Here is a 25,992-nt window from a genome sequence, read left to right on the forward strand (position 1 = left end):
TATGTGGGAAGGCGAAAGCGGTCATTCTATACCATGGTTTTTACCATATTAACAAATCTGAGGACATCTTCTGGTGCATCCAGGCTATAAAGTAAGCCATAGGGGATGCTGTAATCCCAATTCACAGGAATTGATATAAGACCCGGGTGAACCTCCTGCCAGCACTCAATGCTAAGCAGGACATTTCCGGTCTCTGCGCAGCGGTTAAATACTGATAAATCATAAAATTGAGGAGTATCCTCTATTTGAATTTTGGGATGATGTTTCGTCAGGTCATTGCGGAGGAAATCATTCACTCCGGAATCTCCGTGGGCTACCATCATCAGAGTCTCACCGTATAAATCTTCGATATCAATGCAGGAATTTCCTGCAAGGCGATGTTCTCTGGGGACTGCAATCATTTTTTTGTATCTGCCCAGGGCAAGAAAATTACAGCGGCTAAGCCATGCTTTGGAATCACATACCCCTATCAGAAAATCAAACTTTTCTCCCAGCAGTCCTATTTCCCCAAGAATTCCTTCGTAATTATCCTCAAACGGTACAAGATGCAGTTTATATTCCGGAAAATCTTTATTTACACGATACCATAAATCCATAAAGGGCTTTGCAGGATTCAGAAGCGATGTGCCCACACAAAAGGTAGTGTCCTTAGCATGGTTGGCGGCTTTGGCATTTGCAATGGATTTTTTTGAATAATCTATCATGAATTTAGCGTCCTGATATATGACAGCTCCGGAGTCTGTTAAACGGATGCCCGAGGGGGTACGTTCCACAAGCTTTATATCCAAATGATTTTCCAATGTATTTATTTGTTTCATAACGGCGGTAGGCGAGATATACAGATGTTTTGCTGCTTTTGTAAAACTTCCGAAGTCCGCAGCTGCTATAAATGTATCCAGCATCTGATTGTACATATATTACCTCCTAAAATTAAAGTGTATAAACTTTATGTTAATACAACGATAACATATCGGAGATTCCAAGTCAATGAAAACTAAGATAAACTATAGGAAAATACAAAGAAAAATAATAGAAAAGAGGTAGATTAAATGGCAGAACTGATAGCGTTCTTTTCACGCAGGGATGAAAATTATGTTAATGGTATAATTAAGACACTGGATATCGGTAACACAGAAGCCGCAGCTGGTATTATACAGGAATTGACAGGTGCCCGGCTATTTCAAATTGAGCCAATACAGACATATTCAAAGGAATATAACGAATGTATTGCACAGGCTCAGGCAGATCAGAAACGGAATGCCAGACCGGAATTGAAAACGTACCCGGAAAGTATTGATCCGTATGATGTAATTTATCTGGGTTTTCCTAATTACTGGGGGACTATGCCCATGGCGGTGTTTACCTTTTTGGAACACTTTGATTTCACCGGAAAAACCATTATGCCTTTTTGCACTCACGAGGGCAGTGGAATGGGCAGCAGTACAAGTGATATCAGCAGATTATGTCCCGGAGCAATGGTAGAGGCGGGACTGCCCATTTATGGAAGCGCTGTACAGAGGTCTAAAAAAGACATAGCAAACTGGATGACAATTAATAGCAATCGGGAAAGGACGGAATGAAAATGGAATATATAAAATTAGGAAATACAGGCATTGAGGTATCACGTTTATGTGCAGGCTGTATGAGTTTTGGTGACCCGGCAAGCAAAATGCATGCATGGACCCTGAACCCACAGGAAAGTGAAGAGATTATCAAACATGCATTAGAATTGGGGATTAATTTTTTTGATACGGCTAATTGTTATTCCGCAGGAACAAGTGAGGAGTATCTGGGCAGGGCGGTTAAAAATAATATAGCAAGAGATAAAGTCGTTCTGGCCACAAAGGTTTATTTCAATGATGGAAAACTTTCAGGGGAAGCAATACCGCGAGAGGTGGAATCTTCGCTCAAACGCCTGGGAACAGACTATATAGATTTGCTGATTATTCACCGCTTTGATTATGATACGCCAATAGAAGAGACCATGCAGGCCCTGCATAAGGTGGTCCAATCAGGTAAGGTTCGTGCCATTGGTGCTTCCGCTATGTATGGATACCAGTTTATGAAGATGCAGTATACCGCTGAAAAGAATGGCTGGACAAAATTTGTATCGATGCAGAATCATTATAATCTGCTTTATCGTGAGGATGAGCGAGAACTGATCCCGGCCTGCGAAGATCAGAATGTGGCAAGAACACCGTACAGTCCGCTGGCTGCCGGAAGGCTGTCACGTCCTACCTGGTCTGCAGATACTTTAAGAAGCAGAACGGATGTAACGGCAAAAGGTAAATATGATAAGACCCGGGAAAGTGATATGGAAATAGTAAAGAGAGTATCCGGACTGGCAGAGAAAAAAGATGCAACCATGACTCAGATTGCCCTTGCCTGGCAGTTTGCAAAAGGTGTTGCAGTGCCAATTATCGGTGCAACAAAAGCAAAGTATTTTGATGATGCAGCAGGCAGTTTTAAGGTTATATTGTCACAGGATGAAATGAATTATCTGGAAGAATCATATGTACCCCACAATATTGTGGGAGCGTTATAAGGAGAAGAATTCAATTTACTTACGGCAGAGAACAGCGGCTTTTATTTTCTTAAAACCGCTGTTCAGCTAAGCATTAATTTTTGAACATGAACTATCAACTACTAAATGACGGTTTTTATCTTTTGGCAGAGGATTAAAAAATGAAACTTATGACAATTCATTTAAACCAATGATCTTACTGCCTTTACTTTCATAATAGTGCAGCATTTCGTCAATTTTCCTTTTATCATAACTTGTAATGCAATCTGATAATACATTAACCCTATAATTAGCTTTGCGTAAGTTGTAACAGGTTGATTTAACACAAGCAGCAGCATCTGCTCCTGTTATGTAGAATTCGCATATTTCATTTTCACTAATAAAGTCCGTAAAACCCTCACTGCTTAATGCATTTCCTTTGCATTTTTTGAAAACATTTTTTGAGACGATTTTCAAGTCTGAAGCTAATTCTGCTCCTTCTGTATTGGGTTTAAAAGTCCTCGTGCCGGCTGATAAATTTTCATGCCTTATATAAACAACATGAATATTATTATTGACTGCCCAATCAATAGCTTTATTGATATTCTCAATGATATCCTTGTAATTCTTTGTTATATCATTTTGAATATCAATTATTACTAAGGCTTTTTTCTGCATAGTGTTTCCTCCTGATAGGTAGATTTATTTGTTTGCTTGTTTATTGTATCATGTAATTGTTGACAACATTATGGCAATAATCTATAATGATAAAAATAAAAATCTTTAAAAATTGAAAGGCGGCTGTCAGATGAAAATTGACAGACTTGTAAGCATTATAATGATACTCCTTGAAAAAAAGCGCATAGGCGCACAGGAGTTAGCAGATATGTTTGAAGTTTCACCCCGCACAATCTACCGTGACATAGACACTATAAACATGGCGGGGATTCCCATTTGTTCTGCACCTGGAGTTGGCGGTGGATTTGAAATCATGCAGAAATATAAGATTGATAAAAAAGTTTTTTCGACGGCAGATCTTTCCGCTATCCTGATGGGGCTTTCCAATCTTCCTACCATGATACGAGGGGATGAACTGGTAAATGCCCTTGCAAAAGTTAAGAGCTTTATACCCGCTGACAGAGCAAAAGACATTGAATTAAAAGCAAATCAGATTCACATAGATTTAAGTCCGTGGATAGGCAACAGAAATATTCAGGCATATTTAGAAATCATCAAAACAGCTTTACTGGAAAGCAAACTGCTTACCTTTGAATATGAAGACCGCTATGGCAACATAACTGCACGAACAGCCGAGCCGTATCAGCTTATATTGAAAAATAGCCATTGGTATTGGCAAGGGTATTGCCTTAAAAGAAATGATTTTCGCTTATTCAAAATATGCCGCATATCAAATCTACAAATACAAGAGGAATCTTTTACACCACGAGATTATCAAAAACCAATTCTAGATTTTGCGGATATTTTAGCAACTATGCAAAATACAATCAAAATCCGTATTCATAAATCTGTCAAAGACAGGGTACTTGATTTTTGCGATTATGAACACTTTACGCCTGACGGCAATGATCATTATATTGTTAGTTTTCCTTTCATAGAGAATGAATACTACTACAATATTCTTTTTAGTTTTGGGAATAAATGTGAGTGCTTAGAGCCGTTACATATCCGTACAGAAATGAAGCGCAGAATACATGATATAGGTATCTTATATGAAGACGCGCTTTAGTATTATACAAATTCAGCTTAAATTGGGGTTTAGCTGAGGAAGGGGACGCTTTGTAGATGGAAGTAGTGCGCGAAAAGAGAAGGGGGCGGACCATGGCAGGTGTTTGGAAGGCTTACCGCAGAACTGGCATTTTCTAACCTTCCCAGAGCGTTTTTTGGCGGCACGCGGGCATTCGCTCCGAAATCCTGATGCATTTCGCAGCTCACTGCCCGCTTAGTATCCGATGGGAGCCAGTCGAATACTATCCGCCAAAAAACACTCTGGAAAGGTAAGTAAATGCTCAGATCTGCTATACGCCTTCCAAACGCCTGCCATGGTCCGCCCCCTTCTCTTTCCGGGATGCAGTTTATTGATACAAAGCTGGTTTTCTCAGCATGGTTGGGCCCCGGGGTTGTGGCATGCTGTACGCTATTGGCATAGAACACTTAAAAACCAATAAACCAATAAACCAGCTGGATGTTATCACTGTGAACTGTCTCTAAATTCTACTACAGTATATTTGTGGTTATAGTACCTACATCCAGTTAAGTCTGTGATCAGGAAAGCAGGTAAAATTTCGTCTTATCATCCCCCTTTCACACTGAACTGCCGTAACACACTCTGCTGCATCCAAAAACGAACAGCCCGTCACAGCCCAAGGGTCTCCACCAGGCTGAGAAAACCAGCTTTGTGGCAGTAAACTGAATCTCGGAAAGATGGGAGTGGGAAGCTTGTATGGGCGGAGGAAGCGTAGAGCAGAGCTGAGTATTTACTTACCTTTTCGAAGTGTTTTTTGGCGGATAGTATTCGACTGGCTCCCATCGGATACTAAGCGGGTACTGAACCGAGAAATGCATCAGGATTTCTCGGTGAATGCCCGCGTGCCGCCAAAAAGCGCTTCGGAAAGGTTAGAAAATACCAGTTCTGCGGCCAGCTGACGGAGCCCATGCCAGTTTCCCACACCCGTCTTTCCGTACACTACCTACATCTACAAAGCGTCCCTTACTCAGCTAAACCCCAATATATAAAACGAAGTATTTTATTCAGAAACAAATGAGCAGGAGCTCCCGAAAGGAGATGGTGAACTGTTATGGCACAGATTTTAGTTGTAGAAGATGAACAGAATATGCAGGAAATTATAGTAGAGTATATGAAAAGAGGAGGGCATTCATGCCTGACTGCTGATGATGGGATTGATGCGTTGACTATTTTAAAAAATACTCCTGTGGATTTAATGATATTAGATGTTATGATGCCTCATATGGATGGTTTTTCTGTTTGCAGGTTCGCACGGGAAATGAGCGGCATGCCTATTATAATGCTCACAGCAAAAGGAGAGGAAGAAGATAAGCTAAGGGGATACAGCTATGGTGCAGATGACTATATGACGAAGCCTTTTAGTCCAGGGGTACTGCTGGCAAAGGTGAATGTACTTTTAAAACGTTCACTGATGGTAGCGACAGATTTTGTGAATGCAGGGAAGATTACGCTAATACCGGGATCCCACGAGGTATATGTGGATGGGAAGGGGATAGAACTTACCCATAAGGAATATGAATTACTGCACTTATTTATGAAGAACAAAGGACAGGTATTTTCCAGGGAACAGCTTCTAAACCGGATTTGGGGATATGATTTTGAAGGAAACAGCCGTACGGTAGATACCCATATTAAGACCTTGCGGCAAAAGTTGGGAAGTGAAGGCAGTCTCATCGTTACACTTATCCGTTCCGGTTATAAATTTGAGGGATCGTTATGAATAGATGTAATAAGGTAAAAGAATTATTCGGGATTCGCACCGTAAGAAAAAAGGTCTTTTTTCTCTCGAAAGCAGCTGGTGGGGCAATTGTTTTTTTCTATATTCTGGTGGAAGAATTGCCGGTGAGCAGTGCCGCTGCTTCTGTCATATGGTTTTTCCTGATGCTTTGTACAATCCTGGGCGTTAATTATTTATTAGGCCGATATATTACAAATCCGATAGATTTACTCAATAAAACAGCAGGACGAATGGCAAAATTAGATTTTTCCCAGGCATGTACGATCGAATCCGATGATGAGTTCGGAGAATTATCAGTCAGCTTAAATACGCTTGCGTCTAACCTGCAGCAGTCACTTTCGCAGCTGGAAAGCGTCAATGCCCAACTGGAAAAGGATGTAGACCAAAAACAAAAGCTCCTTGCCCAGCGTAAAGAACTGACAGATCATCTGTCTCATGAAATGAAGACGCCGTTAGGCGTGATTCGTGCCTATGCAGAAGGCCTGCAGGATGAAACGGATCCGGAAAAACAAAAGAAATATACCCAGGTCATAGTTTCTGAAACAGAGCTTATGAACCGGATGATCATTTCGTTACTGGATCTGTCAGCATTAGAAGCCGGTGCAGTAAAGCTTCAGCCGGAACGTTTTGATTTTATAGAATTTACGGAAACAGTTGGAGGCAGGCTGTTAATGGATATTCCGGACGATGATTTTCAATTGGAGTATGAGCTGCCGGGGCAAAAGGTTTATGTCAATGCGGATAAGGGACGAATGGAGCAGGTATTGGATAATCTGATTATTAATGGGAAAAAGAACGTGATACCCGGTGGGATCATAAGGATCTCTGTTCACGTTGCAGACTCTAAGCTGTACTTTTCCATTTATAATCAGGGAATGACGATTCCGGAAGAGCAGCTTTCAAAAATCTGGACGAAATTTTATAAGAGTAACCGGGCAAACCACAACGGTTCAGGACTGGGACTTGCGATTGTGGCGCAGATACTGGCTATGCAGGATATGGATTATGGTGTTAACAATTGTACGGACGGAGTGGAATTTTATTTTGCAATGCCTATTATGGAGTAATTATTCAACAGCCGATTCCAATGATGGCTCTGAAGAAGGCGGTTGGTCTTTGGGGGGAGGGGGCAATACCGCTGTTTCCTTTTAAAAAAGAGGTTTACAGGGGGCACGTTAAATAGGGATAAGGACGTAACAATTAACCTAATAAAACGGCTGACAAACAGTGTGTGGAAAAACGAGCGTATCGTCAAAGCGGCGGTGCGCTCGTTTTGTCACGCAGTAGAATGCCATTTTGACGGGTAGGTGTATAAAGTCCCTGCCCTTGGCATTTCAGTGTCTGTAACGCCCATGAATACGGACTTTTATAGCTCCTATTGGGTGACATGAATACACGCATATATCCATTATTTTAAGGGGCAACGATACCTCTTTTTTGCGCTCATTTTTAGAAAGTCACCAATTAGTAAGGAACGAAGAAAATGTAAGACGTCTTTCCTATGATAGTGTTGCCTAGTCACAAGTAATTAGTATTCCTGCGTTTCATTCCGCTTTCTGTAGCTTTTTGCTGATCATCAAAGTTCCTTGTTGTCCAACATCTTCTGGAAAGTCTCCTGGTGTGCAAGAAACACATCGAGTAGCTCAGGCGAATAAATGTTGTCGCGGTCCTTGTTCATAATCTCAAGTGCCTCCCCAAAGGTAAATGCTCGTTTATAGGGGCGCACAGCTGTCAGCGCATCGAAGATGTCCGCGATCGTCAGGATCTGAACGTAAAGCGGAATCTCGTCTCCTTTCAGCCCGCAGGGGTAGCCGGTGCCGTTCCACCGCTCATGATGATACAGCGCCATGTCCCGCGCGTAAAGTAAAAAGCGGTCCGCACGGCTTCTGTCGATAATCTTTTGAATCATATCCGCGCCGATCTGCGAATGAGTCTTCATGTAATCAAATTCTTCCTTGCTGAGCGCGGCGGGTTTTTTGAGTACCGTATCGTTGATGCCTATTTTGCCAATATCATGTAGGGCGGAGGCGCGAAGCAAATCTGGTATGCTTTCTTTGCTTAAGCCCTCCTGATAAGCGGGAGTCTCATATACCACCCTCAGTAATGCCTCATAATAATTTGTAGTATGACGAACATGGTTACCTGTGGTACCATCTCTGGATTCAATGATTTCCGCCCAGGTTATGGTAATAACATGCTGTAGTTCCTCAACCTCCGTGGTTTTTTCACAAATGATTTCCCGCAGCTCCATCTGATACTGATACAGTTCCATCTGAGATTTGATGCGGGCGCTCATGACCACGTGGTCAAAGGGTTTCCGGATGAAGTCCTTTGCACCCAGGCGGAAGCCCATGCGCTCACTCTGGACATCGTTTTGCCCAGTTAAAAAGATAACGGGGATGTCTTTCCATTCCTTGCGCTGACGGATCTGTTCCAGCGTTTCGTAGCCGCTGAGCCCCGGCATCTGAATATCCAACAGGATCATATCCGGTTTCTTCTGCTTCAGAAAATCCAGCAGCGCTTCGCCGGATTCCAGCTTGGTCAGGCGGTAATCCACCTGCAAAACGCTTTCCGCCAAATCCAAATTGACTGGATTGTCATCCACCACCACGATATGCTTTCTGCCGTCCCCTTCCTGCCCAAAGCTGATTTGGGGGACAGTTGCGGTGGACTGCGTAAGAAATTCTTCGATCTCGTGGAAAGCCGATTCGTTCCTCTTAGTAAAAACAGCCAGTAGCTTCCCAATGCCGTCAAACCGATCCGTTTTACCCAGCAATTCCATTTCTGCCGCTAATCCCGACAGTTGCACTGCACCGATGGCGGCGTTGGCCCCCTTTAGCCCGTGAATTTCAATGACAAAGCGGTTTTTGTCCGTTTCCAACCACTCTTTCAGGGCGGGGAGCTTTTCCTTGGTGGAACGCAGGTAGGTTGACAGAATGCCGGTATAGGCGGTGGGGGAACCCACCATCGCCAGCCCTTTTCCAAAATCTACCTCGCCGTAGGTCATATTCTCAAACCCAATATCAGTCCAGATTGACAAAAGCGCATCCGCGTGCTGCACAGGGGGACCCTCCGAGTGCGCCGCCGCACGCGACTCATTCAGGTCTTTCAGATATTTTCGCAAAACCTCGTTAAGTTTCTGCATTTCAATGGGCTTGGAGAGGAAATCGTCAAATCCCTCTTGCAGGAACATGCTGCGCGCGTCGCTGGTCGCGTTGGCGGTCAGCGCGATTATGGGAAGCGTCCCGCATCCTTCCTTGGAAAGGGCGCGAATCTGATGCAGAGCTTCAATGCCGCTCATGCCGGGCATCATGTGGTCCATCAGCACAAGGTCATAGCCGCCCGCCTCCACGCGCTGGATGGATTCCTCTCCGGAAACAGCGTAGTCAATTTGCATGTGATAAGGCTCCATGAGGCCCTTTGCCACCTGAATATTGACGATGTTGTCGTCCACGATTAGAATGGAGACATAGGGCATCTGGTGTAATTCTCCGACCACCACACCTATATTTTTAGGACTGCCAATACATTCTGAAGAGCCTCGCAATAGGTAGGGCAGATGTAACTGGAACATCGGAATAAAGATATTACTTGATGCCGTATCGATAAACGCATGTTCATTGAGCCGGTATATCGCGATCCGCTGCGACAACGCCTCCTCACCAGCCGGTAGCAGCCTCAGTGTTTGGCTGGACGCCAATATGTGCGTATATGCGCCCTGTGCGGCCTTCCGGATCAACTCGTCCTCCGATTGGCAAATATCGTACCGCAGGCCCAGCTTGTCAATACAGGCACTTTCATAGTCCCGCAGAATATCCGAGGGCTCACACACCAGCAGCCTGTATCGGGCTGGGTCAGGCACAATGATCCCAGGTTCCACGCCGTCGATTCCTTGGCGGAGCCTCACTACAAAGGAGGATCCCCTGCCGTATTCGCTGGTCACGGTAATCGCACCGCCCATCATCCTGCACAGCCCCTGCGATATGGACAGCCCCAGCCCGGTGCCCTCAATGTTGCGGTTGCGCTGGGTGTCCACCTGCGTAAAGCTTGCAAACAGCTTATCCAGATCCTCGGTACGAATACCGATTCCGGTATCCCGAACCTCCATCTCCAGAAGCCATTGCCCATTGTCCTGTTTCCCATTTATAATCAGCCGGATGCTGCCATTGATTGTAAACTTGATGGCGTTTCCGATGATGTTTATTAGAATCTGCTTGACTCTGCCCATATCCCCCACAAAGCTGCGCGGGAGCAGCGGATCAATTTCCACCATAAATTCAATGGGCTTTTCGCCAATACGGACCGCCGCGATCATGGTTAAATCGTACAGCATGGATTCCAGCTCATAGGGTTCTTCGACAATGGTGAATTTCCCCGCCTCTATTTTGGACAGGTCCAAAATATCGTTGATAATGGTCAAAAGGCCTTTTCCGGAATTAAGAATGGTCAGCACCTTGCTGCGCTGGCCTGCAGTCAAGCCATCCCGCAGCAATATTTCACTAATGCCGACAATCGCGTTCATGGGGGTTCGAATTTCATGGCTCATATTGGCCAGAAACGCCGACTTGGCGCTGTTGGCCTGCTGGCTATCCTGAGAGACGCCATAGGACCGCAGTGCTAAGAGCAAGAGCCCAAAGAAACCCAGCAGAATAGCCACGCCGATAAAGACCATCTCTTTTGTCATTCTGTCCGCTTTACCGGAGACGACTTCTTCCGATACGATGTTTATAAGATACCAGTCGTTAAACGGGATATTGGCATAATAGGCTACTTTCTTTACGCCCAAATAGCTGTAGTATAAAACCCCTTTGCGCTTGTTGCTTAGATCATCGAGAAAATTCTCATAGCTGGTTCCGTTGGTAAACTTTGCCGTTCTCCACGCTTTAAACAAATTGTTAAAATCGAGGCTTTGGGTGCGCATGATAATCGTTCCATTTTTATCAATGACATAGGAATACCCCTCTCCTCCAAAGCTTTCAAGGCTCAGGGCGGCGCTCAAGTGCGATATCTCCATCATGGCGACCAGCGCGCCCTTGGGGGAATCCTTTCCCATGGGTACTGACAGCAAAATACCGCTGGCGGCCCTGTCCCGAAAAATTTTTCTGGTCAGGTTTGAAATGCTGCTTTCCCCGCGGAGGGCTGATTTGAAATATTCCTCCCCGCTGATGTCCACCGATTCAGACGGCATGGTCGAGTAGAGCATTCCATCCGTACCAGCGCAGCCGATATAAGCAAAATTGTACTGTGTGGCAATTTGGTTGAGATATTCCATTTTGGTGGTATTCGACTCGATGGAACTAACGGCGGAGGCGACAGCCTGGAGCGCATCCTGGGTTTCGGCAACAGCACTGGTCATATGAGAAATTGTATAGGACGATACCTCGTCCAGACGTGTCCGGTTTTCGGCCTCCAATTCCCTGTCAAAGCGGATAATATAGGATGAGATGACCCAAATAAAAACAATGAGGAAAGCCACCAAAATAGCCGATGCGATCATCACACGATTGCGTTTATCACTTGTATTCTTCTTGCCAGACAAAGAAATACCCCCTTATTGCTATTAAATCATGATTTTTTATGTTCCAAAATGAATACGTTTCAGTCTGGCATCATTCATTGCCGTTAAACAATCCTCCAAAGAGATCTCGTTTTGCATATACTGCTGAATGTAAGAGGCGTCAATCTGAGAAAACCCACGCACGCGCGACCAAGCGGTGGACGGATAAAAAAGCTTGTTAATCAGCCGTTCCGCCTCCATATATTGGGGCGTTGTAATGCTGCCGCTTTGGTCGTTAAACACGGGCGCTGTGTAAATGCCCTCGTAGTGCCTGTTATAGTTGCAGGGATCCGCCATAAAATTAATCAGATCCAGTGTAACATCCAGCTGGGAGCTTTCTTTGCTGGCAAGGCACAGGATGATGTTCGCGCTTTCAAAACAGCCATCCTCGGGAACACCCATAAAAGCGGGCATGATGCCGATTTTGGAAGGGTCTCCCGTATAGCTGGTATAAAGCCAAGTGTCCCAGCACAGCATCATCGCATAGCTTCCGTTTTGCAGCGCCTGGTCCATGCCGTTCCAGTCGTTGCCCAGATAATCCTTGCCAAAATAGCCCTGGTCAGACATGGTTTTATACCACTGCACAATTTTTCTCATTTCCGGAACATCTGCATAGGATAGCGTTCCGTTATTCAGGCTGTCCAAAACGGACTGATCCTGTAAAAAGCTGTCCATAGGAAACTGATACAGAAGCATGGTGATTTCTGCGTAGGGCAAATAAACCGGCGTCACGCCATTTTTGAGCAGCGTTTCGCATACATCCAAAAATTCATCCTGCGTTTTGGGGATTTCCAAATTATATTTTTTAAAAACCTCTTTGTTATACAGCATACCGGAAACCGACGCTTCGCCATGCGGCAGACCTATGACTTTTCCATTAAAAACGGCTTGCGTAAGCGCGGTGTCCGAAAGGTCATCGATCCAGGGCGCGTCTGTAAAATCGTAAAAGTTTTCGTCGGGATTCAGGTTCTCCACGTTGGTCCCGCCGTAAGCGAGCAACATGTCGGGACGTTCCGCCCCTTCTGCTGAAAACGCCAGCGGAACCTCTTTGTTCAGTTCACTCTTTGTAAGGGGAACCACCTCTATAAGATTACCGGTTTTCTCCTGATAATCTTTAAACGCGTTTACCATATAAGGACGGGACAGATCATCCCGGTCTCCCCATACGGTAATTGTCCGGCCTGTGATTTCGCCCCACTCATATCGCTGTGCTTCCTGATAAGGAGCTTCATTCTCCTGTGTCTGACTGGAGCAGGCGGAGAGAAGCATAATCGTGGATGACAGCAGACAGGTCACTCTCAGTAATTTGTGGTTCAAAGGGAGTCCTCCAATCCATTAAAACACCTTGTGTATTTTACGAAACAGTTCATTAGTCGCATGATAAATAACATTATACATCAAAAATATTTTGTTTTCAATTCAAAATACAGATTTGGATTGTGTAGTATCAGCAAAGATCCTGGCTAAAAGGGTAGTAAAAATGCGCTGGACTTTTAGAGAAAACGGAATTTCTACTCTGCCCGCAAGGGCGTCCACTCAACGCCGGAGCTGTTGGCGAAAAGCAAAAAAGCTAGAATGGCCAGCAACCATACGCGTTTGCGGGCATAATCCTTTTAGCAGCAAGTAAAAATTGGCGCAAAAATATGACAAGACTACCATATTAAAAGTTATTTAAGAGGATAAGTTTTTATAAAATGGCTGTCCTCTTATCGTTTATAATGCCCTGCTTTATGGGGGACGTATGGCTTTTTTCTTGATAGTTTAGTATAATGCTTTTGTAGACAGTGTTTTGGGGGTGGGGCTATGGAAAAGGTAATTACTATTCATGATTATTGGGATGGGCCAATTGCAGATAATTGGGGAACTTACGAGGTTCCCTTAAAAGATATTGACGGAAACGAGATAGTGATAGCAGAGTTTGCGTAATTGTCAGATTGGAATTTGTGGAGGAAAAAGATAATGGCAAAAGAAAAGGTTTCGTTTAATGAGTTTCTAATGGCAGTTACGCCAGAACATCAAGCGTTTGTAGAGAAACTTAATAATAAACTTATTGAACAGGGGTGTGACCTTGTCATCAAGGAAGTAAAGAGCGGTTATACTGCTTCATACCAGTTAAAAAAGAAAACAGTAATGAATTGGGTTTTTAGAAAGTCGGGTATTTTGGCGCGGATTTACGGTGACAACGCCGGCAAGTATGAGGACATACTTGCTTCTCTGCCTGCTGATATGCAAAAGGAAATGACTACTTCTCGTGATTGTAAGAGACTGATTGACCCCAATGCTTGTAGTGATACCTGCGTGAAGGGTTTTGTTTATGCCTTGAATGGCGAAACACATAAAAAGTGCCGTAATGACGGAATGTTCTTTTGGTTGACAAATGAAACGGCGGAGCATATAGCGGGGCTGGTCTGTGCAGAGGTCAGTGTGCGTAAATCGGCTTCATAGTCGCAGAGTAGTTAAGCCCGATGAATCCCAATTTTGAGGAACAAATTTAATTTACCTTATTGGTATATTGCGGCTATTCGCGGTCGAGAAATATTGTCGAAAACCATTGAATAATGTCGAGAACGATTTTTACGCACGCGATACAAGCAGAAAAATTCGGGCAATCCTGACGGTAAAAGCAAACGCCGTCCTGCAAAGCAAGGCGGCATAGTTTAATGCTACACCGCCTTGTAGGAAAAACTTCCTTATCAATATTTAACGCGTGGTAAGTGCGTCCTAAAGTAAGGTCACGGCAGCATTATCAACAGTTCCTGTTTGTCTCTACAAACATATGGGGATTAACAGGACTAATCCTGGCACAGCTTGCGGCCGGCCTTTGTGCCACCTTTGTTACAAAATAAGAATAGTCATTAAAATTATTTCACACCGATTTCACAGCAGCCACACTTCAACTTCAACCTCGTTTTCTAAAATGTGTTTGAGAATTGTCCCGCTTTAGAAAAGGAGGTTTTATAATGAAGTTTTTAGATATGGAATGGTACTGGTGGCTGTTAATTCTTGCAGGCGCAGCGGTGATTATCCCCGCCAAGGTGAAATTTATGAAGTGGTGGAGCAGAAAGCAAAAGGAACGCAAGGACAGCAGAAGAAATCGGTGGGGGGATGAAGAATGATTGCGGTAAAAGAGCTGACGTTTTCTTACAGTAAAAATAAACAGGCACTCCACGGGCTTGATTTTAAGGTGAAAACAGGAGAAATATTTGGATTTCTGGGCCCAAACGGGTCAGGTAAATCTACGACACAAAAAATACTGACCGGGATTTTAAAAGGATATGGAGGGGAGATATCTCTATTTGGAAAGGATCCGTCACTGGATCCTACTGAATTTCATCAAAAGATTGGCGTGCTTTTTGAGTTCCCATACTTATATGCCAATTTAAGTGCATTGGATAATCTGAATTACTTTGCATCATTTTATCCCAGAGAGCAGCGGCGCGATATAGGTGAACTTCTGGAAAAACTGGAATTTAAGCCGGATTATCTGAAAAAGCAGGTGTCTACTTATTCCAAAGGTATGCGTCAGCGGGTGAGTATGGCGCGTGCCTTGCTTAGTAATCCCAGGCTTTTGTTCCTGGATGAGCCTACCAGTGGACTGGATCCGGCGGGAGCTGTTTTATTTCGTAATATTATAGAAGAGGAACGCAGGAAGGGAACGACGGTATTTCTCACCACCCACAATATGCACGATGCAGATCTGCTTTGTGACAGAGTCGCATTTATTTCCAATGGAACTATCGCAGCACTTGATACGCCTAAGAAATTAAAGGAGCGTAACAGCAGTAAGGAAATTGTTGTAGAGTATCTGTATCTTGGAAAACGGGAAAGCAAGATGATTCTGCCGCCGGAGTTAGAAACCGGAATTCCGTTTCCCCATGATGAGATCATCAGCATCCACTCCAAAGAACCCACATTGGAGGATATGTTTATCCAATATACGGGAAGGGGGCTGACCTGATGGTAAACAGTTTTCTGTCTTTGCTTAAAAAAGATTTCCGAATGATGCTTTCCAGCAGGTTTTTTCTGTTGGCACTGGGATCACTGATCCTGTATACCTGTTATATCAACTTCGTCTATGTGAAGACCGACCAGGATATTTATCCGGTTTACTTATTTGACCCTATGGGAAACCAGTTCAATGCATCAGCGGATGTAACCGTGGTAAATTCAAAAGAAGAGCTGCAGAAGGTCTGCTTGGATGGGTACTCTGTGGGGATTGATGCCAGTGGAGATTCACCGGAAATCATAATGACCAGCTCCGGAAGCAGTAAGGCAGACCATTATCGGGCTGCTTATGCCCGGTCACTGATTTCAAATACCAGTGGTAATCGTGCCGTGGTAATCGGAACCAATAATAAAGAAATGAAAAACCGCCGTGAGATCACCAGTGAGTTCTTATTTTTCGAACTGGCTGCGGTAGGTTTCCTGGGTGTTGCATCAACCTTGTTTAAAGAAAAGCAGATGGGGGTGATCCGTGTTCATAGCATTCTGCCTATAAGTAAAGCTGCATTTATAGGTTCTAAGCTGTTATTATTTTTCCTGTCCGACCTGCTATTTGCAGTATTACTGACGATTTTCAATTTAGGGATTCCTTCTGCGCTGGCTGTAATGCCGGATGTGCTGCTTCAGGTGGGGATACTTTCTACCATTATGGCTTTGGCCGGTTTCCTCTGTGCCGTATGGATTCCTGATTTTAAGCAGTTTTCATTACTCTATCTGGTGTTAGCTATATTTGTTACTACCCCGGTTTTTCTTGCAGGGCAGACAAATGTATCCTGGGGATGGATAGACTTTCATCCAATGTACCATTTGTTTATGGCTATGAAGAATGCTTATTTTAATACTCCTAACGCAAATAGCATTTATTATCTTGTATGTATCGCTGCCATTGGATTGCTGTTTTATTTTGCCCGGAGAGTTTTAAGCCGGGAAATGACAAAGGAGGGATAGAATGAACGGATTAAAATATCAGCTGAAAAATATCAGTAAAGATAAAATGTGTATCCTCTCATTTTTACTGCCGATCATTGTTGGAATTGCCATTCATTTTATATCTGCAGCAAGTTTTACGGCTGTAAATGAAATATCTTTTGGTATCATCGGAAATGATTTGCCGAAAGAAACGGTAGATTGGCTTAAAGAAAGCGGAATCGTAACACCGTTTGGAAGTATTCAGGAACTAAAAGCACAGATTCTGGAGCCCTCGTCTCAAATGATTGGGGTGATGCAGAATGGAGATGGCATTCAGACGATGCTGGCAGGAGATGAACTGAGTGTCAGTGTTAAAATCGCGGATTCCCTTCCGAATCTCTATGAAAACCGCGGTTCATTTCAAGACGGGAATGTGAAAATTCTTCCAAATGCCAGTGACAGCAATGTGTTAAAATCTTTGTTGATTGTCATTACAATGGTGACGGCTATGTTTATGGGATGTACTTTTAATGCCATGAGTATCATTGGGGAAAAAGAGGATGGGGTGGCATTGATTAATGAAATACTGCCTATGACACCGACGAATTATCTGCTGCAGAAAATCCTGCTGGGGTTTGCCGGAGGCGTGGTTTCCACAATTCTGACGGCATGGGTTTGCATGCGTCCGGAGTTATCCGGGATTCCCGGGATACTGCTTCTGATCATCTTTTCTGCCTTTATTTCAGCATTGGCGGGGGTATTTATCGGGCGGATAGCAGATGGACTTATGGTAGGCATTGTGTACTTGAAAATTGTTATGATAATATTTATCGCACCGCCGATCGTCTGCTATTTGGTGGCCCCGGAAGAGAGCATAGTACGGGGGTTATCGTATCTGCTGCCGTCCAGCGCAACATTTTACGGTCTTATGGATTTGCTTCATGGCAGGATGGAAGAGGCAGGCATGAATATTGTAATTCTGCTGGTTCACAGTGTGGTATGGATTCTGATTTATCTTATTATACAGAAGGGTAAAAGTCCAAAGTTTCGGTATGTGAAATTGGGGGACTAAATGATATAGTGTTTTGTTGTTGAGTGTGATAAAATATCTTAAAGAAGATACGTTCACAAAGTTGAGTCTTTACATTTGAATGAAGTATTGTTCAATGAGATTCAGGAATAACGGAGCAGGTATATATGAACAAAAAAAATAAAAATACATTTAGAAGAATATTAACATGTCTGTCCGGTATACTGTTGATTACTATGTTATTAAATGTAATTCATACATCAGCTCTGCCGGATGTCCGTCCGAAGGTGGAGAAATGCAGGCTATTTCAGGATGGCTGGCAGCTGGAAGGAAAAGAGGGAGAAGCGGTTCATTTTCCATTTAAACTGAAAAATGAATCAGGGTACATAAAGCTTAAAAATCAGCTTCCCCAGGTGAAAGATGGAGAAAAAATAATATTTAATAATGGATATCAAACGGTAAGGGTGAATATCGGACAGGATTGTGTCTATGAATATGGTTTTGATACAAAGCCTCCTGTGGGGAATATGCTGGGGTACATTTCCTGCCAGATACCGGTATCTGCAAAGGACAGCGGTAAGGATATTACCATAGAATTAGAGCGTCCCTATAAAAATTTATCGGGAGGAGTTGGTTCGGTTAAAATAGGAACGACAGGGGCATATGTTACAGAAGTATTATACAGCAATGTAGGAAAGATTGGCTGTATCTTATTTCTTTTGTTATTTGGTATTGTGCTGCTGGTCGTTTATTCCGGGCTGTATATCAAAAAGTTTAATTATAATTTTGATTCATTTTTATATCTGGGATTATTCATGGTGATATCTTCGGTGTGGATTTGGTCCGATTCGGAATTGTCACAGCTTATGATCGGGAACAGCGTGGCCTTATGTATCCTCTCTTTTATCAGTTTTATGGCAATGCCTGTCTATATTTTATCTTTTGTAAAGAATATATGTGAAAAAAAAGGTAAATATATTGAGCAGATACAAACTGTATTATGGGTAAATATGATTGTCCAGAGTCTTCTTTACATGGGTAATATAGCTGATTTCCCGCAGATGCTGATTATTACGCATACGATGATGTTTTTGGTGATTATCATTTTGGTGGCATTTTTAATATATGAAGCGGTGAAGATGAATTCCAGGAAAGCAAAAGGGATGTTATATGCAATTCTGTGTCTGACTGTTTTTTCAATTATTGCACTGATCCGTTTCTATACGAATCCAATGGAGGATAACAGCAAGTTTTTCATATATGGACTGATCGTCTTTCTTGTTATTCTGATTTATTTAAATTATGAAGAACTGTTTCTCTATCTGAAGGAGAAGACGCAGTTTGAACTCTATGAGAAAATGGCGTATTCGGATATGATGACACAGACTTTGAACCGCATTTCCTTTGATGAATTTATGGAAGAGGAAAAAGAGAAGGATAAAAACCAGGAGCACAAAGCCCCGCTTGCATTTGTTATGCTGGATTTAAATAACCTGAAGCAGACAAATGACTTATATGGGCATAAGTCCGGTGATGATGTAATTAAAGGGGCGGCAGAATGTATTAAGCTGGAATACGGCGGTGTAGGAGATGTCTATAGAATCGGAGGTGATGAATTCCTGGTTGCGATACAGAAAGAGGATGCTGACCTGGCTGAATTGGATAGAGCACTGAAGGAACGGATTAGAATTTATAATAAAGTGCACTGCCATGACATCTCTATTGCCAGTGGTTCTGCAGTCAGAGGTACCAGCAATAAAGATGCGGAAACATTGTTCAGGGAAGCAGACGAACGAATGTATTCCGACAAGCAGCAATACAAAATAAAATTATAATATGTTCTAAACTTTGTTAATAACGGTTGCGTTTTCTCCATTCATTTGGAGATATATTCATTATATTTTTAAATGCACGTGTAAAATGAAATTGATTGGCATAGCCTACCAGAGGAGAGATCTGGGCTATGGTCATATCAGTGGAACGCAGAAACTCACAGGATTTATGAATGCGGTATGTGATTAAAAATTCCTGTGGGCTTTTTTGTGTCATTTTTTTGAAAAGCTTGCTGAAATAGCTGCGGTTCAGGCTCAGATTAGCTGCCATATCCTCCACGGAAATATCTTTCATGTAATAATTCTCAATAAAATCTACCGTAGACTGTATATAAAATTTCTTGATATCATTTTTGGGAAGTGCCCTTGCGGTTTTAGAACTTTCGATCAATGCGCTAAAAAACAGATAGGTATAGCCCATAATCTCAGGGGCAGGGGAATCCGGATGGTCAATGATATAACTTAAATATGCATATACTTTCTTTTTTCCTTCTTCATTTATGGAATTGTAAACCGGTGATTCATGTGACAGACCTGCATGATTTACATATTCTTTTGCTTTTAATCCGTCAAATTCAATCCACATATATTCCCAGGGATCTTTTTCATCAGCAGTATAATGAATGACTCTGTTTGGCTCGATCAAGAATGCCTGGCCTGCATGGAGATGGTATTCTGCTTCCGATTTTTCTGTGCCGGCACGGTAAACGCCCGTACCTGAAATGATATAGTGTATCAGGTAATGGTTTCTCATCGCTGGTCCAAAGGTATGAAATGGTTCACATTGCTGGTAGCCATATTGATAAATGGTAATATCGAAAAAATCATTGCTTAAAAAAAGATAGTCGCGCATCTTTTGGCTCCTTATTTTCAGATTTTATTCTTTGTATTATATACCATTATGTGTCCTAGCGTCAACGACAGAGTATAAATGACACATAAAGGTATAAATGAAATAATACCACCGCATGTACAAGGTTTGTGTAAAGTGTTAATATAAGTCACATAGAAAAAGGCGTATTAGTCAAATTGCTGGAAATATAAGGCTGCAGACTCTATAATTCCCATAATAAGTTTGATGATATGCTGAAAGACTTGATAATAGAAACAAAAACAGTATATTGAAATAAAAACATACAAAGTTATATTAAGGTAAAAGGAGATATAGAAAATGATAAAATGGAAAAAAACATGCGCACTTGTTATGGCAGGTATGATGGGATTATCCCTTACAGCCTGCGGCAGTACAGGAAATACAGGGGACGGAAATGCTGCAGACAACACCACGAAGGAATCTGCAGCAGGAGATAATGCATCAACCAATGAAAATGCTTCGGGAGATGCGCTTTCGGTTATGATCTGGGATACTTATCAGGAGCCGGGCTTAAAGAAGATTATGGATGATTTTACAAAGGAGACAGGAATTCCCACACAGATTCAGGTTGTTACCTGGAATGAATACTGGACACTGCTGGAAGCAGGAGCACAGGGCGGCTCTATGCCGGATGTTTTCTGGATGCATTCCAACGAAGCACAGAGATATATGGAAAATGATATGCTCCTTGATCTTACAGATAAAATCAAGGATAGTGATAAACTGGATATGAGTAAGTTCCCGGAAGATATTAAAGAACTTTATTCTTATAATGACCATGTTTATGCGGTACCAAAAGACATCGATACGATAGCACTGTGGTATAACAAAACTATGTTTGACGAAGCCGGTGTGGCATATCCGGATGATACATGGACATGGGATACCCTTGCTGAAGCAGCGAAGAAACTGACAAAAGCAGACGGATCACAGTATGGTCTGGGAATGAAGAGTGATACAAACCACGAAGGTTACTACAATATCATTTATGATATGGGCGGAAAAGTAATATCGGATGACAAGAAGACTTCAGGATATGATGATCCGAATACCATTAAGGCTATGCAGTATGTTGAGCAGCTGATCAAAGACGGTTCTATGCCAAGCAGCCAGACACTTTCTGAGAACGGACCGGATGTATTGCTGAGATCCGGACAGCTGGCGATGGCATTCCAGGGTTCCTGGATGATTTCCAGTTTCAAAGATGATGATTATGCCAAAGAGAATCTGGATGTGGCTATTATGCCAAAGGATGCGGAATCAGGAAGAAGATGTTCCGTATACAACGGACTTGGATGGGCAGCATCTGCAAATGGCAAAAATACCGACAATGCATGGAAGCTGATTGAATACCTTGGAACAGAAGCTGCTCAGAAGAAACAGGCTGAATTAGGTGTTACTATGTCTGCTTATGAAGGAACATCCGAAGATTGGGTTAAATCAGCGCCTGAGTTTAATTTACAGGCATATTTAGATGTACGGGATGACATGGTAATCCGGCCTTATTCCAGATCCACAGTAATCTGGGAAAACAAAACTAATGAGCTTTTAAAAGAAGTATGGGCAGGCAACGCAGACATGGCAGAAACCTGTAAGAAGATCGCAGAGGAAATGAATGCATCTTTAGCAGAGGAGTAAAGTGTGATCTAGAGCATGTTTGTAAACTGCTTGTTTGGGACTATCGTAAGCCAGTTTGGATATTTATAAAAATATGTGTGATTATGGCGGTATGGCAGGTCTGCTGTACCGCCATAGAATTAAAGACGAAAGGAGTTGGGACATATGTCTAAGAAAAAAGTAAAAGGCACTTCCCGCGCCCGCAACGAGTTCCTTTGGGGATGGGCGTTTATATTGCCTACGATGATCGGGCTAATTGTATTGAATATTATTCCAATCGTACAGACTATTTACCAGAGCTTTTTTAAAACCGGAGATTTTGGTAAGGGAAATATATTTGTTGGTGCAGATAACTATATGAAACTTTTTGGTGACGGACAGGTGTGGCAGGCGTTATTAAATACTTTTAAATACGCAATTGTGGAAGTTCCGTTTTCCATTGCCATTGCACTTGTACTGGCTGTTCTGCTCAATCGTAAGATGAAAGGGCGCAGTGTCTACAGAACAATTTTCTTCCTGCCGATGGTTGCCGCACCTGCTGCGATTGCTATGGTATGGAGATGGTTGTATAATTCCGACTTTGGATTGATTAATAATCTGACCGGAACAGATACTAATTGGATCTCTAACCCGAAGATTGCGGTGTTTGCCATCGCAGTTGTGGGTGTATGGTCCATTATCGGTTATAATATGGTGTTGTTTTTGTCCGGTCTGCAGGAAGTACCTCATGATTATTATGAGGCGGCAGAAATTGACGGAGCAACGGGAATCAAACAGTTTTTCCACATTACCATCCCGCTGATTTCGCCTACCATCTTCTTTGTATTGGTGACCAGGGTAATCGGGGCATTACAGGTATTTGATTTGATATTCATGGTGATGGATAAGTCTAATCCCGCATTGGAAAAAACACAGTCACTGGTTTATCTGTTCTACCGGTATTCATTTACGGAGAAAAATCTCGGCTATGGTTCCACTATCGTTGTGCTGCTCTTAGTAGTGATTATGATCATAACTGTTTTCCAGATGATCGCACAGAAAAAATGGGTTCATTATAATTAGAAGGAGGGAAAGTAATGGAATCGAAGAAAAAAGTAGTATCTGTATTGATTCATGTGATTTTAATTTTAATTTCTATAACCATGCTGGTACCTTTCCTCTGGATGATTTTAACCGCTTTTAAGTCGGTAACGGAAGCTACTCAGGTAGACCCTTTTGTTATATTTCCAAAGGTTTGGAGAACAGACGCTTTTAAAGCGGTGTGGAACAATATGAATTTCCTGCTGCTTTATAAAAATACATTATTGTTAATCATAGGAAGGGTATTATGTGCTGTGATTACAGCCACAATGGCAGGTTACGCATTTGGGCGGCTTCATTTTAAAGGCAAGAACCTGATGTTCTCTCTGGTTTTATTCCAGATGATGATTCCGGCACAGATCTTTATTATCCCTCAGTATCTGATGATCAGTAAAATGGGAATGATGAATACTATTTTTGCACTGGTCTTCCCGGGACTTGTAACGGCATTCGGTACTTTTCTCTTAAGACAGGGTTACATGGGACTTCCAAATGATCTGGAAGAGGCAGCCAGACTGGACGGGTGTAATATCGGACAGACATTTTTATTTATCATGGCACCGTTAACCAGATCTGCGATGGTAGCGCTGGGTATCTTTACTGCGGTATTTGCATTCAAAGATCTGATGTGGCCAATGATTGTAAACACAGATAAAAACATGCTGACACTGTCTGCGGCACTTGCCAAAATGCAGGGACAGTATGTAACGAAATTTCCGGAACTGATGGCAGCTTCTCTGATCGCCTGCCTTCCGATGATCGTTATTTATGTGATATTTCAAAAACAGTTTATTGAAGGAATTGCAACTTCAGGCGGTAAGCTGTAGAAAACACGAATTAAAAAGAAGGAGGCCAATGGAATGGCAGTTACATTTGACCAGGAAAAGAAAGTCTTTACTTTACAGACAAAAAATGCCACCTATCAGATGCTGGTGAGCAGCTATCAGCATTTAATACATGTGTATTACGGGGCTAAAATAGGAAGCATGGAATTATCCTACCTGATCCGCGGCATTAACAGAGGATTTTCCGGAAATCCATACGAAGGTGGAAATGACAGGGGGTATTCCCTGGACACCTATCCCCAGGAGTATTCTACTTTCGGAATGGGAGATTACCGTTCCAGCTGTCTTCAGGCAGAGAATCCGGACGGAAGCCAGGTAACGGAACTTCTATATGTATCCCACAAAATTTACGATGGCAAATATGCCCTGGAGGGACTGCCGGCAGTATGGGCAGAGGAATCCGAAGCCCAGACCCTGGAAATCGTTTTAAAGGACCAGGCAACCGATCTGGAAGTAACGCTGTTATACGGTGTCCTGGAAGACTACGATGTGATTACCAGGGCTTGCCGGATTAAAAATGGAAATCAGGATGCGGTGTACCTGAACAGAGCGCTGACGGCATGCCTTGATTTTACAACCGATCACTTTGATGTGATCTCTTTCTATGGAAAACATAACATGGAACGGATTATGCAGAGAAGAAATGTCTGCCATGGAAAAGTATTGATTGACAGTACCAGGGGTACCTCCAGTCATCATGAGAATCCATTTATGATTATCTGCGGCCGGGATGCAGGGGAAGAATATGGCGAATGTTACGGTGCTTCCTTTGTATACAGCGGTAATTTTATGGCGCAGGTGGAAGTAGACCAGGTAAATCAGACGCGGTTTACTATGGGAATCAATGCAGATGGGTTCCGGTATAAGCTGGAGCCGGGAGATGTGTTCACAACGCCGGAAGTAATCTTGTCGTTCAGTACAAATGGACTGGGCACATTGTCCGGAAATTTTCACAAACTATATATGGATCATCTGATCCGAAGCAAATTCAAAAAGCAGCGCAGACCGGTTCTGATCAATAACTGGGAAGCAACGGAATTTGAATTTGAGGAAGATACGCTGGTTTCTATTGCGGATAGTGCCAAGGATCTGGGTATTGAATTGTTTGTTATGGATGATGGCTGGTTCGGTACCAGAAACCATGATCTGAGCGGACTTGGTGACTGGTTTGTAAATAAAACAAAACTGCCTTCCGGTGTTACCGGACTTGCAAAAAAGATAAATAACCTGGGCATGAAATTTGGTATCTGGATTGAGCCGGAGATGGTAAATGAAGACAGTGACCTGTTTCGGAACCATCCGGAATGGTGTATGCGCATCCCGGGCAGAAAGCCCAATCTGGAGAGGTTCCAGCTGGTTCTGGATATATCCAGACAGGATGTCAGGGATTATCTGTTTGAAACCATTGGTAAGATTCTGGATGAAGCAAATGTAGAATATGTAAAATGGGATATGAACCGTAATTTTGCAGATGTCTGGTCCGCACTGCTGCCAAAGGACAGGCAGGGAGAAGTATGTCACCGATATGTTCTGGGGCTCTATGACATGATGGAGAAATTTGTTACAAAGTACCCGGATATCCTCTTTGAAGGGTGTTCTGGCGGCGGCGGAAGATTTGATGCGGGCATGCTCTATTATATGCCTCAGATCTGGTGCAGTGATGACACAGATGCTATCGAACGGATACGGATTCAGTATGGAACTTCTTTTGGATATCCGATCAGCACCGTTGGAGCGCATGTATCAGTCAGCCCCAATCAGCAGACAGGACGGAGCACACCGCTCGAGACAAGAGGTACTGTGGCGATGGCCGGGACCTTCGGCTATGAACTGGACGTAAGAACGTTGGATGAGGAAGAGCGGGAAGCGGTGCGGCAGCAGATTCAGTTCTTTAAAGAAAATTATGACCTTATTCAATACGGTACGTATTACCGGCTGAGCAATCCGGAGGAAAATCGCGATTATGCCGCATGGCAGTTTGTAAATGAAGATGGCAGCAAATCCCTGTTTAGTATTGTAGTGCTTCATTCGTATGCGAATCCTGCATTATTCAGAGTCAGAGTGAAAGGTTTAAAACCGGACAGCTTCTACAAAGTGAATGATGAAGACCGTATCTATGAGGGAAGTGCACTGATGAATGCGGGAATTAATATTCCTTTAGTAAATGGAGATTATCAGAGTTTTAATTTTGCGATAAAAGAAATTTAGAAATTTAGTCCGTTTTAGAAAAATTATTTTCT

At 42.9% G+C, this 25,992-nt stretch carries 22 protein-coding genes; 16 read left to right on the forward strand and 6 right to left on the reverse strand.

The window, feature by feature from the left end; translation table 11 throughout:
- Positions 1 to 26 precede the first annotated feature (26 nt).
- Positions 27 to 914 (reverse strand): LysR family transcriptional regulator, encoded by an 888-nt coding sequence (locus CD03_RS0103080; RefSeq protein ID WP_027292374.1) that lies wholly within the window; start codon positions 912 to 914, stop codon positions 27 to 29.
- Positions 915 to 1,049: 135 nt separating this feature from the next.
- On the opposite strand from CD03_RS0103080, the gene CD03_RS0103085 reads away from it, so the two are divergent.
- Together CD03_RS0103085 and CD03_RS0103090 are read left to right on the forward strand one after the other, a co-directional pair.
- Entirely contained in the window at positions 1,050 to 1,580 is a 531-nt protein-coding gene (locus CD03_RS0103085; RefSeq protein ID WP_027292375.1) for a flavodoxin, read from the forward strand.
- Between the two features lie 2 nt (positions 1,581 to 1,582).
- Complete coding sequence (locus tag CD03_RS0103090; protein WP_027292376.1) at positions 1,583 to 2,545, forward strand: aldo/keto reductase; 963 nt, start codon at positions 1,583 to 1,585, stop codon at positions 2,543 to 2,545.
- Between the two features lie 147 nt (positions 2,546 to 2,692).
- Here CD03_RS0103090 and CD03_RS0103095 read toward each other — a convergent pair whose 3' ends face one another.
- Positions 2,693 to 3,181: a cysteine hydrolase family protein gene (locus CD03_RS0103095; RefSeq protein ID WP_027292377.1), complete on the reverse strand. Its 489-nt coding sequence runs from the start codon at positions 3,179 to 3,181 to the stop codon at positions 2,693 to 2,695.
- Positions 3,182 to 3,311: 130 nt separating this feature from the next.
- Here CD03_RS0103095 and CD03_RS0103100 point away from each other — a divergent pair, with 130 nt between their 5' ends.
- Positions 3,312 to 4,250, forward strand: coding sequence for a helix-turn-helix transcriptional regulator (locus CD03_RS0103100; RefSeq protein WP_027292378.1), 939 nt, complete (start codon positions 3,312 to 3,314; stop codon positions 4,248 to 4,250).
- Between the two features lie 835 nt (positions 4,251 to 5,085).
- On the opposite strand, the gene CD03_RS38750 is transcribed toward CD03_RS0103100, so the two are convergent.
- Positions 5,086 to 5,208 carry a hypothetical protein gene (locus tag CD03_RS38750; protein WP_255348056.1) on the reverse strand — a complete coding sequence of 41 codons (123 nt, stop codon included), beginning with the start codon at positions 5,206 to 5,208 and terminating at the stop codon, positions 5,086 to 5,088.
- Between the two features lie 111 nt (positions 5,209 to 5,319).
- Between CD03_RS38750 and CD03_RS0103110 the strand changes: the two genes are divergently transcribed.
- Both CD03_RS0103110 and CD03_RS0103115 read left to right on the forward strand, forming a co-directional pair.
- A complete protein-coding gene (locus CD03_RS0103110) occupies positions 5,320 to 5,988 on the forward strand; it encodes a response regulator transcription factor (protein ID WP_027292379.1) in 669 nt (222 codons plus the stop codon).
- Entirely contained in the window at positions 5,985 to 7,073 is a 1,089-nt protein-coding gene (locus CD03_RS0103115; RefSeq protein ID WP_044288866.1) for a sensor histidine kinase, read from the forward strand. Before CD03_RS0103110 ends, CD03_RS0103115 begins: the two co-directional genes overlap by 4 nt.
- A 509-nt stretch (positions 7,074 to 7,582) precedes the next feature.
- On the opposite strand, the gene CD03_RS35715 is transcribed toward CD03_RS0103115, so the two are convergent.
- Both CD03_RS35715 and CD03_RS0103130 read right to left on the reverse strand, forming a co-directional pair.
- Positions 7,583 to 11,545 carry a response regulator gene (locus CD03_RS35715; protein ID WP_052377638.1) on the reverse strand — a complete coding sequence of 1,321 codons (3,963 nt, stop codon included), beginning with the start codon at positions 11,543 to 11,545 and terminating at the stop codon, positions 7,583 to 7,585.
- 36 nt (positions 11,546 to 11,581) lie between these two features.
- Positions 11,582 to 12,880: an ABC transporter substrate-binding protein gene (locus CD03_RS0103130; protein ID WP_027292381.1), complete on the reverse strand. Its 1,299-nt coding sequence runs from the start codon at positions 12,878 to 12,880 to the stop codon at positions 11,582 to 11,584.
- Between the two features lie 486 nt (positions 12,881 to 13,366).
- On the opposite strand from CD03_RS0103130, the gene CD03_RS38755 reads away from it, so the two are divergent.
- The 7 genes from CD03_RS38755 (at position 13,367) to CD03_RS0103165 (ending at position 19,339) form a co-directional block, all read left to right on the forward strand.
- A complete protein-coding gene (locus CD03_RS38755; RefSeq protein ID WP_255348057.1) occupies positions 13,367 to 13,489 on the forward strand; it encodes a hypothetical protein in 123 nt (40 codons plus the stop codon).
- 33 nt (positions 13,490 to 13,522) lie between these two features.
- On the forward strand, positions 13,523 to 14,008 hold the full coding sequence (locus tag CD03_RS0103140; protein ID WP_027292382.1) for a hypothetical protein: 486 nt from the start codon (positions 13,523 to 13,525) through the stop codon (positions 14,006 to 14,008).
- Positions 14,009 to 14,523: 515 nt separating this feature from the next.
- A complete protein-coding gene (locus tag CD03_RS38195) occupies positions 14,524 to 14,679 on the forward strand; it encodes a hypothetical protein (RefSeq protein WP_197041617.1) in 156 nt (51 codons plus the stop codon).
- Entirely contained in the window at positions 14,676 to 15,521 is an 846-nt protein-coding gene (locus tag CD03_RS0103150; RefSeq protein ID WP_027292383.1) for an ABC transporter ATP-binding protein, read from the forward strand. The genes CD03_RS38195 and CD03_RS0103150 overlap by 4 nt, the downstream gene beginning before the upstream one ends.
- Positions 15,521 to 16,513: an ABC transporter permease gene (locus tag CD03_RS0103155; protein ID WP_027292384.1), complete on the forward strand. Its 993-nt coding sequence runs from the start codon at positions 15,521 to 15,523 to the stop codon at positions 16,511 to 16,513. The genes CD03_RS0103150 and CD03_RS0103155 overlap by 1 nt, the downstream gene beginning before the upstream one ends.
- A 1-nt stretch (position 16,514) precedes the next feature.
- The gene (locus CD03_RS0103160) at positions 16,515 to 17,546 is read left to right on the forward strand and encodes an ABC transporter permease (protein WP_027292385.1); all 1,032 of its coding nucleotides are present in this window, start codon (positions 16,515 to 16,517) and stop codon (positions 17,544 to 17,546) included.
- 125 nt (positions 17,547 to 17,671) lie between these two features.
- Positions 17,672 to 19,339, forward strand: a complete 1,668-nt coding sequence (locus CD03_RS0103165; protein ID WP_027292386.1) for a GGDEF domain-containing protein — start codon at positions 17,672 to 17,674, stop codon at positions 19,337 to 19,339.
- Positions 19,340 to 19,355: 16 nt separating this feature from the next.
- Here CD03_RS0103165 and CD03_RS0103170 read toward each other — a convergent pair whose 3' ends face one another.
- The gene (locus CD03_RS0103170; RefSeq protein WP_027292387.1) at positions 19,356 to 20,189 is read right to left on the reverse strand and encodes an AraC family transcriptional regulator; all 834 of its coding nucleotides are present in this window, start codon (positions 20,187 to 20,189) and stop codon (positions 19,356 to 19,358) included.
- Between the two features lie 318 nt (positions 20,190 to 20,507).
- Here CD03_RS0103170 and CD03_RS0103175 point away from each other — a divergent pair, with 318 nt between their 5' ends.
- The 4 genes from CD03_RS0103175 to CD03_RS0103190 all read left to right on the forward strand — a co-directional run bounded on the left by CD03_RS0103175 (position 20,508) and on the right by CD03_RS0103190 (position 25,960).
- Positions 20,508 to 21,848 carry an ABC transporter substrate-binding protein gene (locus CD03_RS0103175; RefSeq protein WP_027292388.1) on the forward strand — a complete coding sequence of 447 codons (1,341 nt, stop codon included), beginning with the start codon at positions 20,508 to 20,510 and terminating at the stop codon, positions 21,846 to 21,848.
- A gap of 144 nt (positions 21,849 to 21,992) precedes the next feature.
- Complete coding sequence (locus tag CD03_RS0103180; protein WP_027292389.1) at positions 21,993 to 22,889, forward strand: carbohydrate ABC transporter permease; 897 nt, start codon at positions 21,993 to 21,995, stop codon at positions 22,887 to 22,889.
- 14 nt (positions 22,890 to 22,903) lie between these two features.
- A complete protein-coding gene (locus CD03_RS0103185; RefSeq protein ID WP_027292390.1) occupies positions 22,904 to 23,734 on the forward strand; it encodes a carbohydrate ABC transporter permease in 831 nt (276 codons plus the stop codon).
- Between the two features lie 33 nt (positions 23,735 to 23,767).
- Positions 23,768 to 25,960 carry an alpha-galactosidase gene (locus CD03_RS0103190; protein ID WP_027292391.1) on the forward strand — a complete coding sequence of 731 codons (2,193 nt, stop codon included), beginning with the start codon at positions 23,768 to 23,770 and terminating at the stop codon, positions 25,958 to 25,960.
- Positions 25,961 to 25,992: the final 32 nt, after the last annotated feature.

The organism is Robinsoniella sp. KNHs210 (assembly GCF_000686105.1).
In the GTDB taxonomy this organism is placed as follows: Bacteria; Bacillota; Clostridia; order Lachnospirales; family Lachnospiraceae; genus Robinsoniella; species Robinsoniella peoriensis.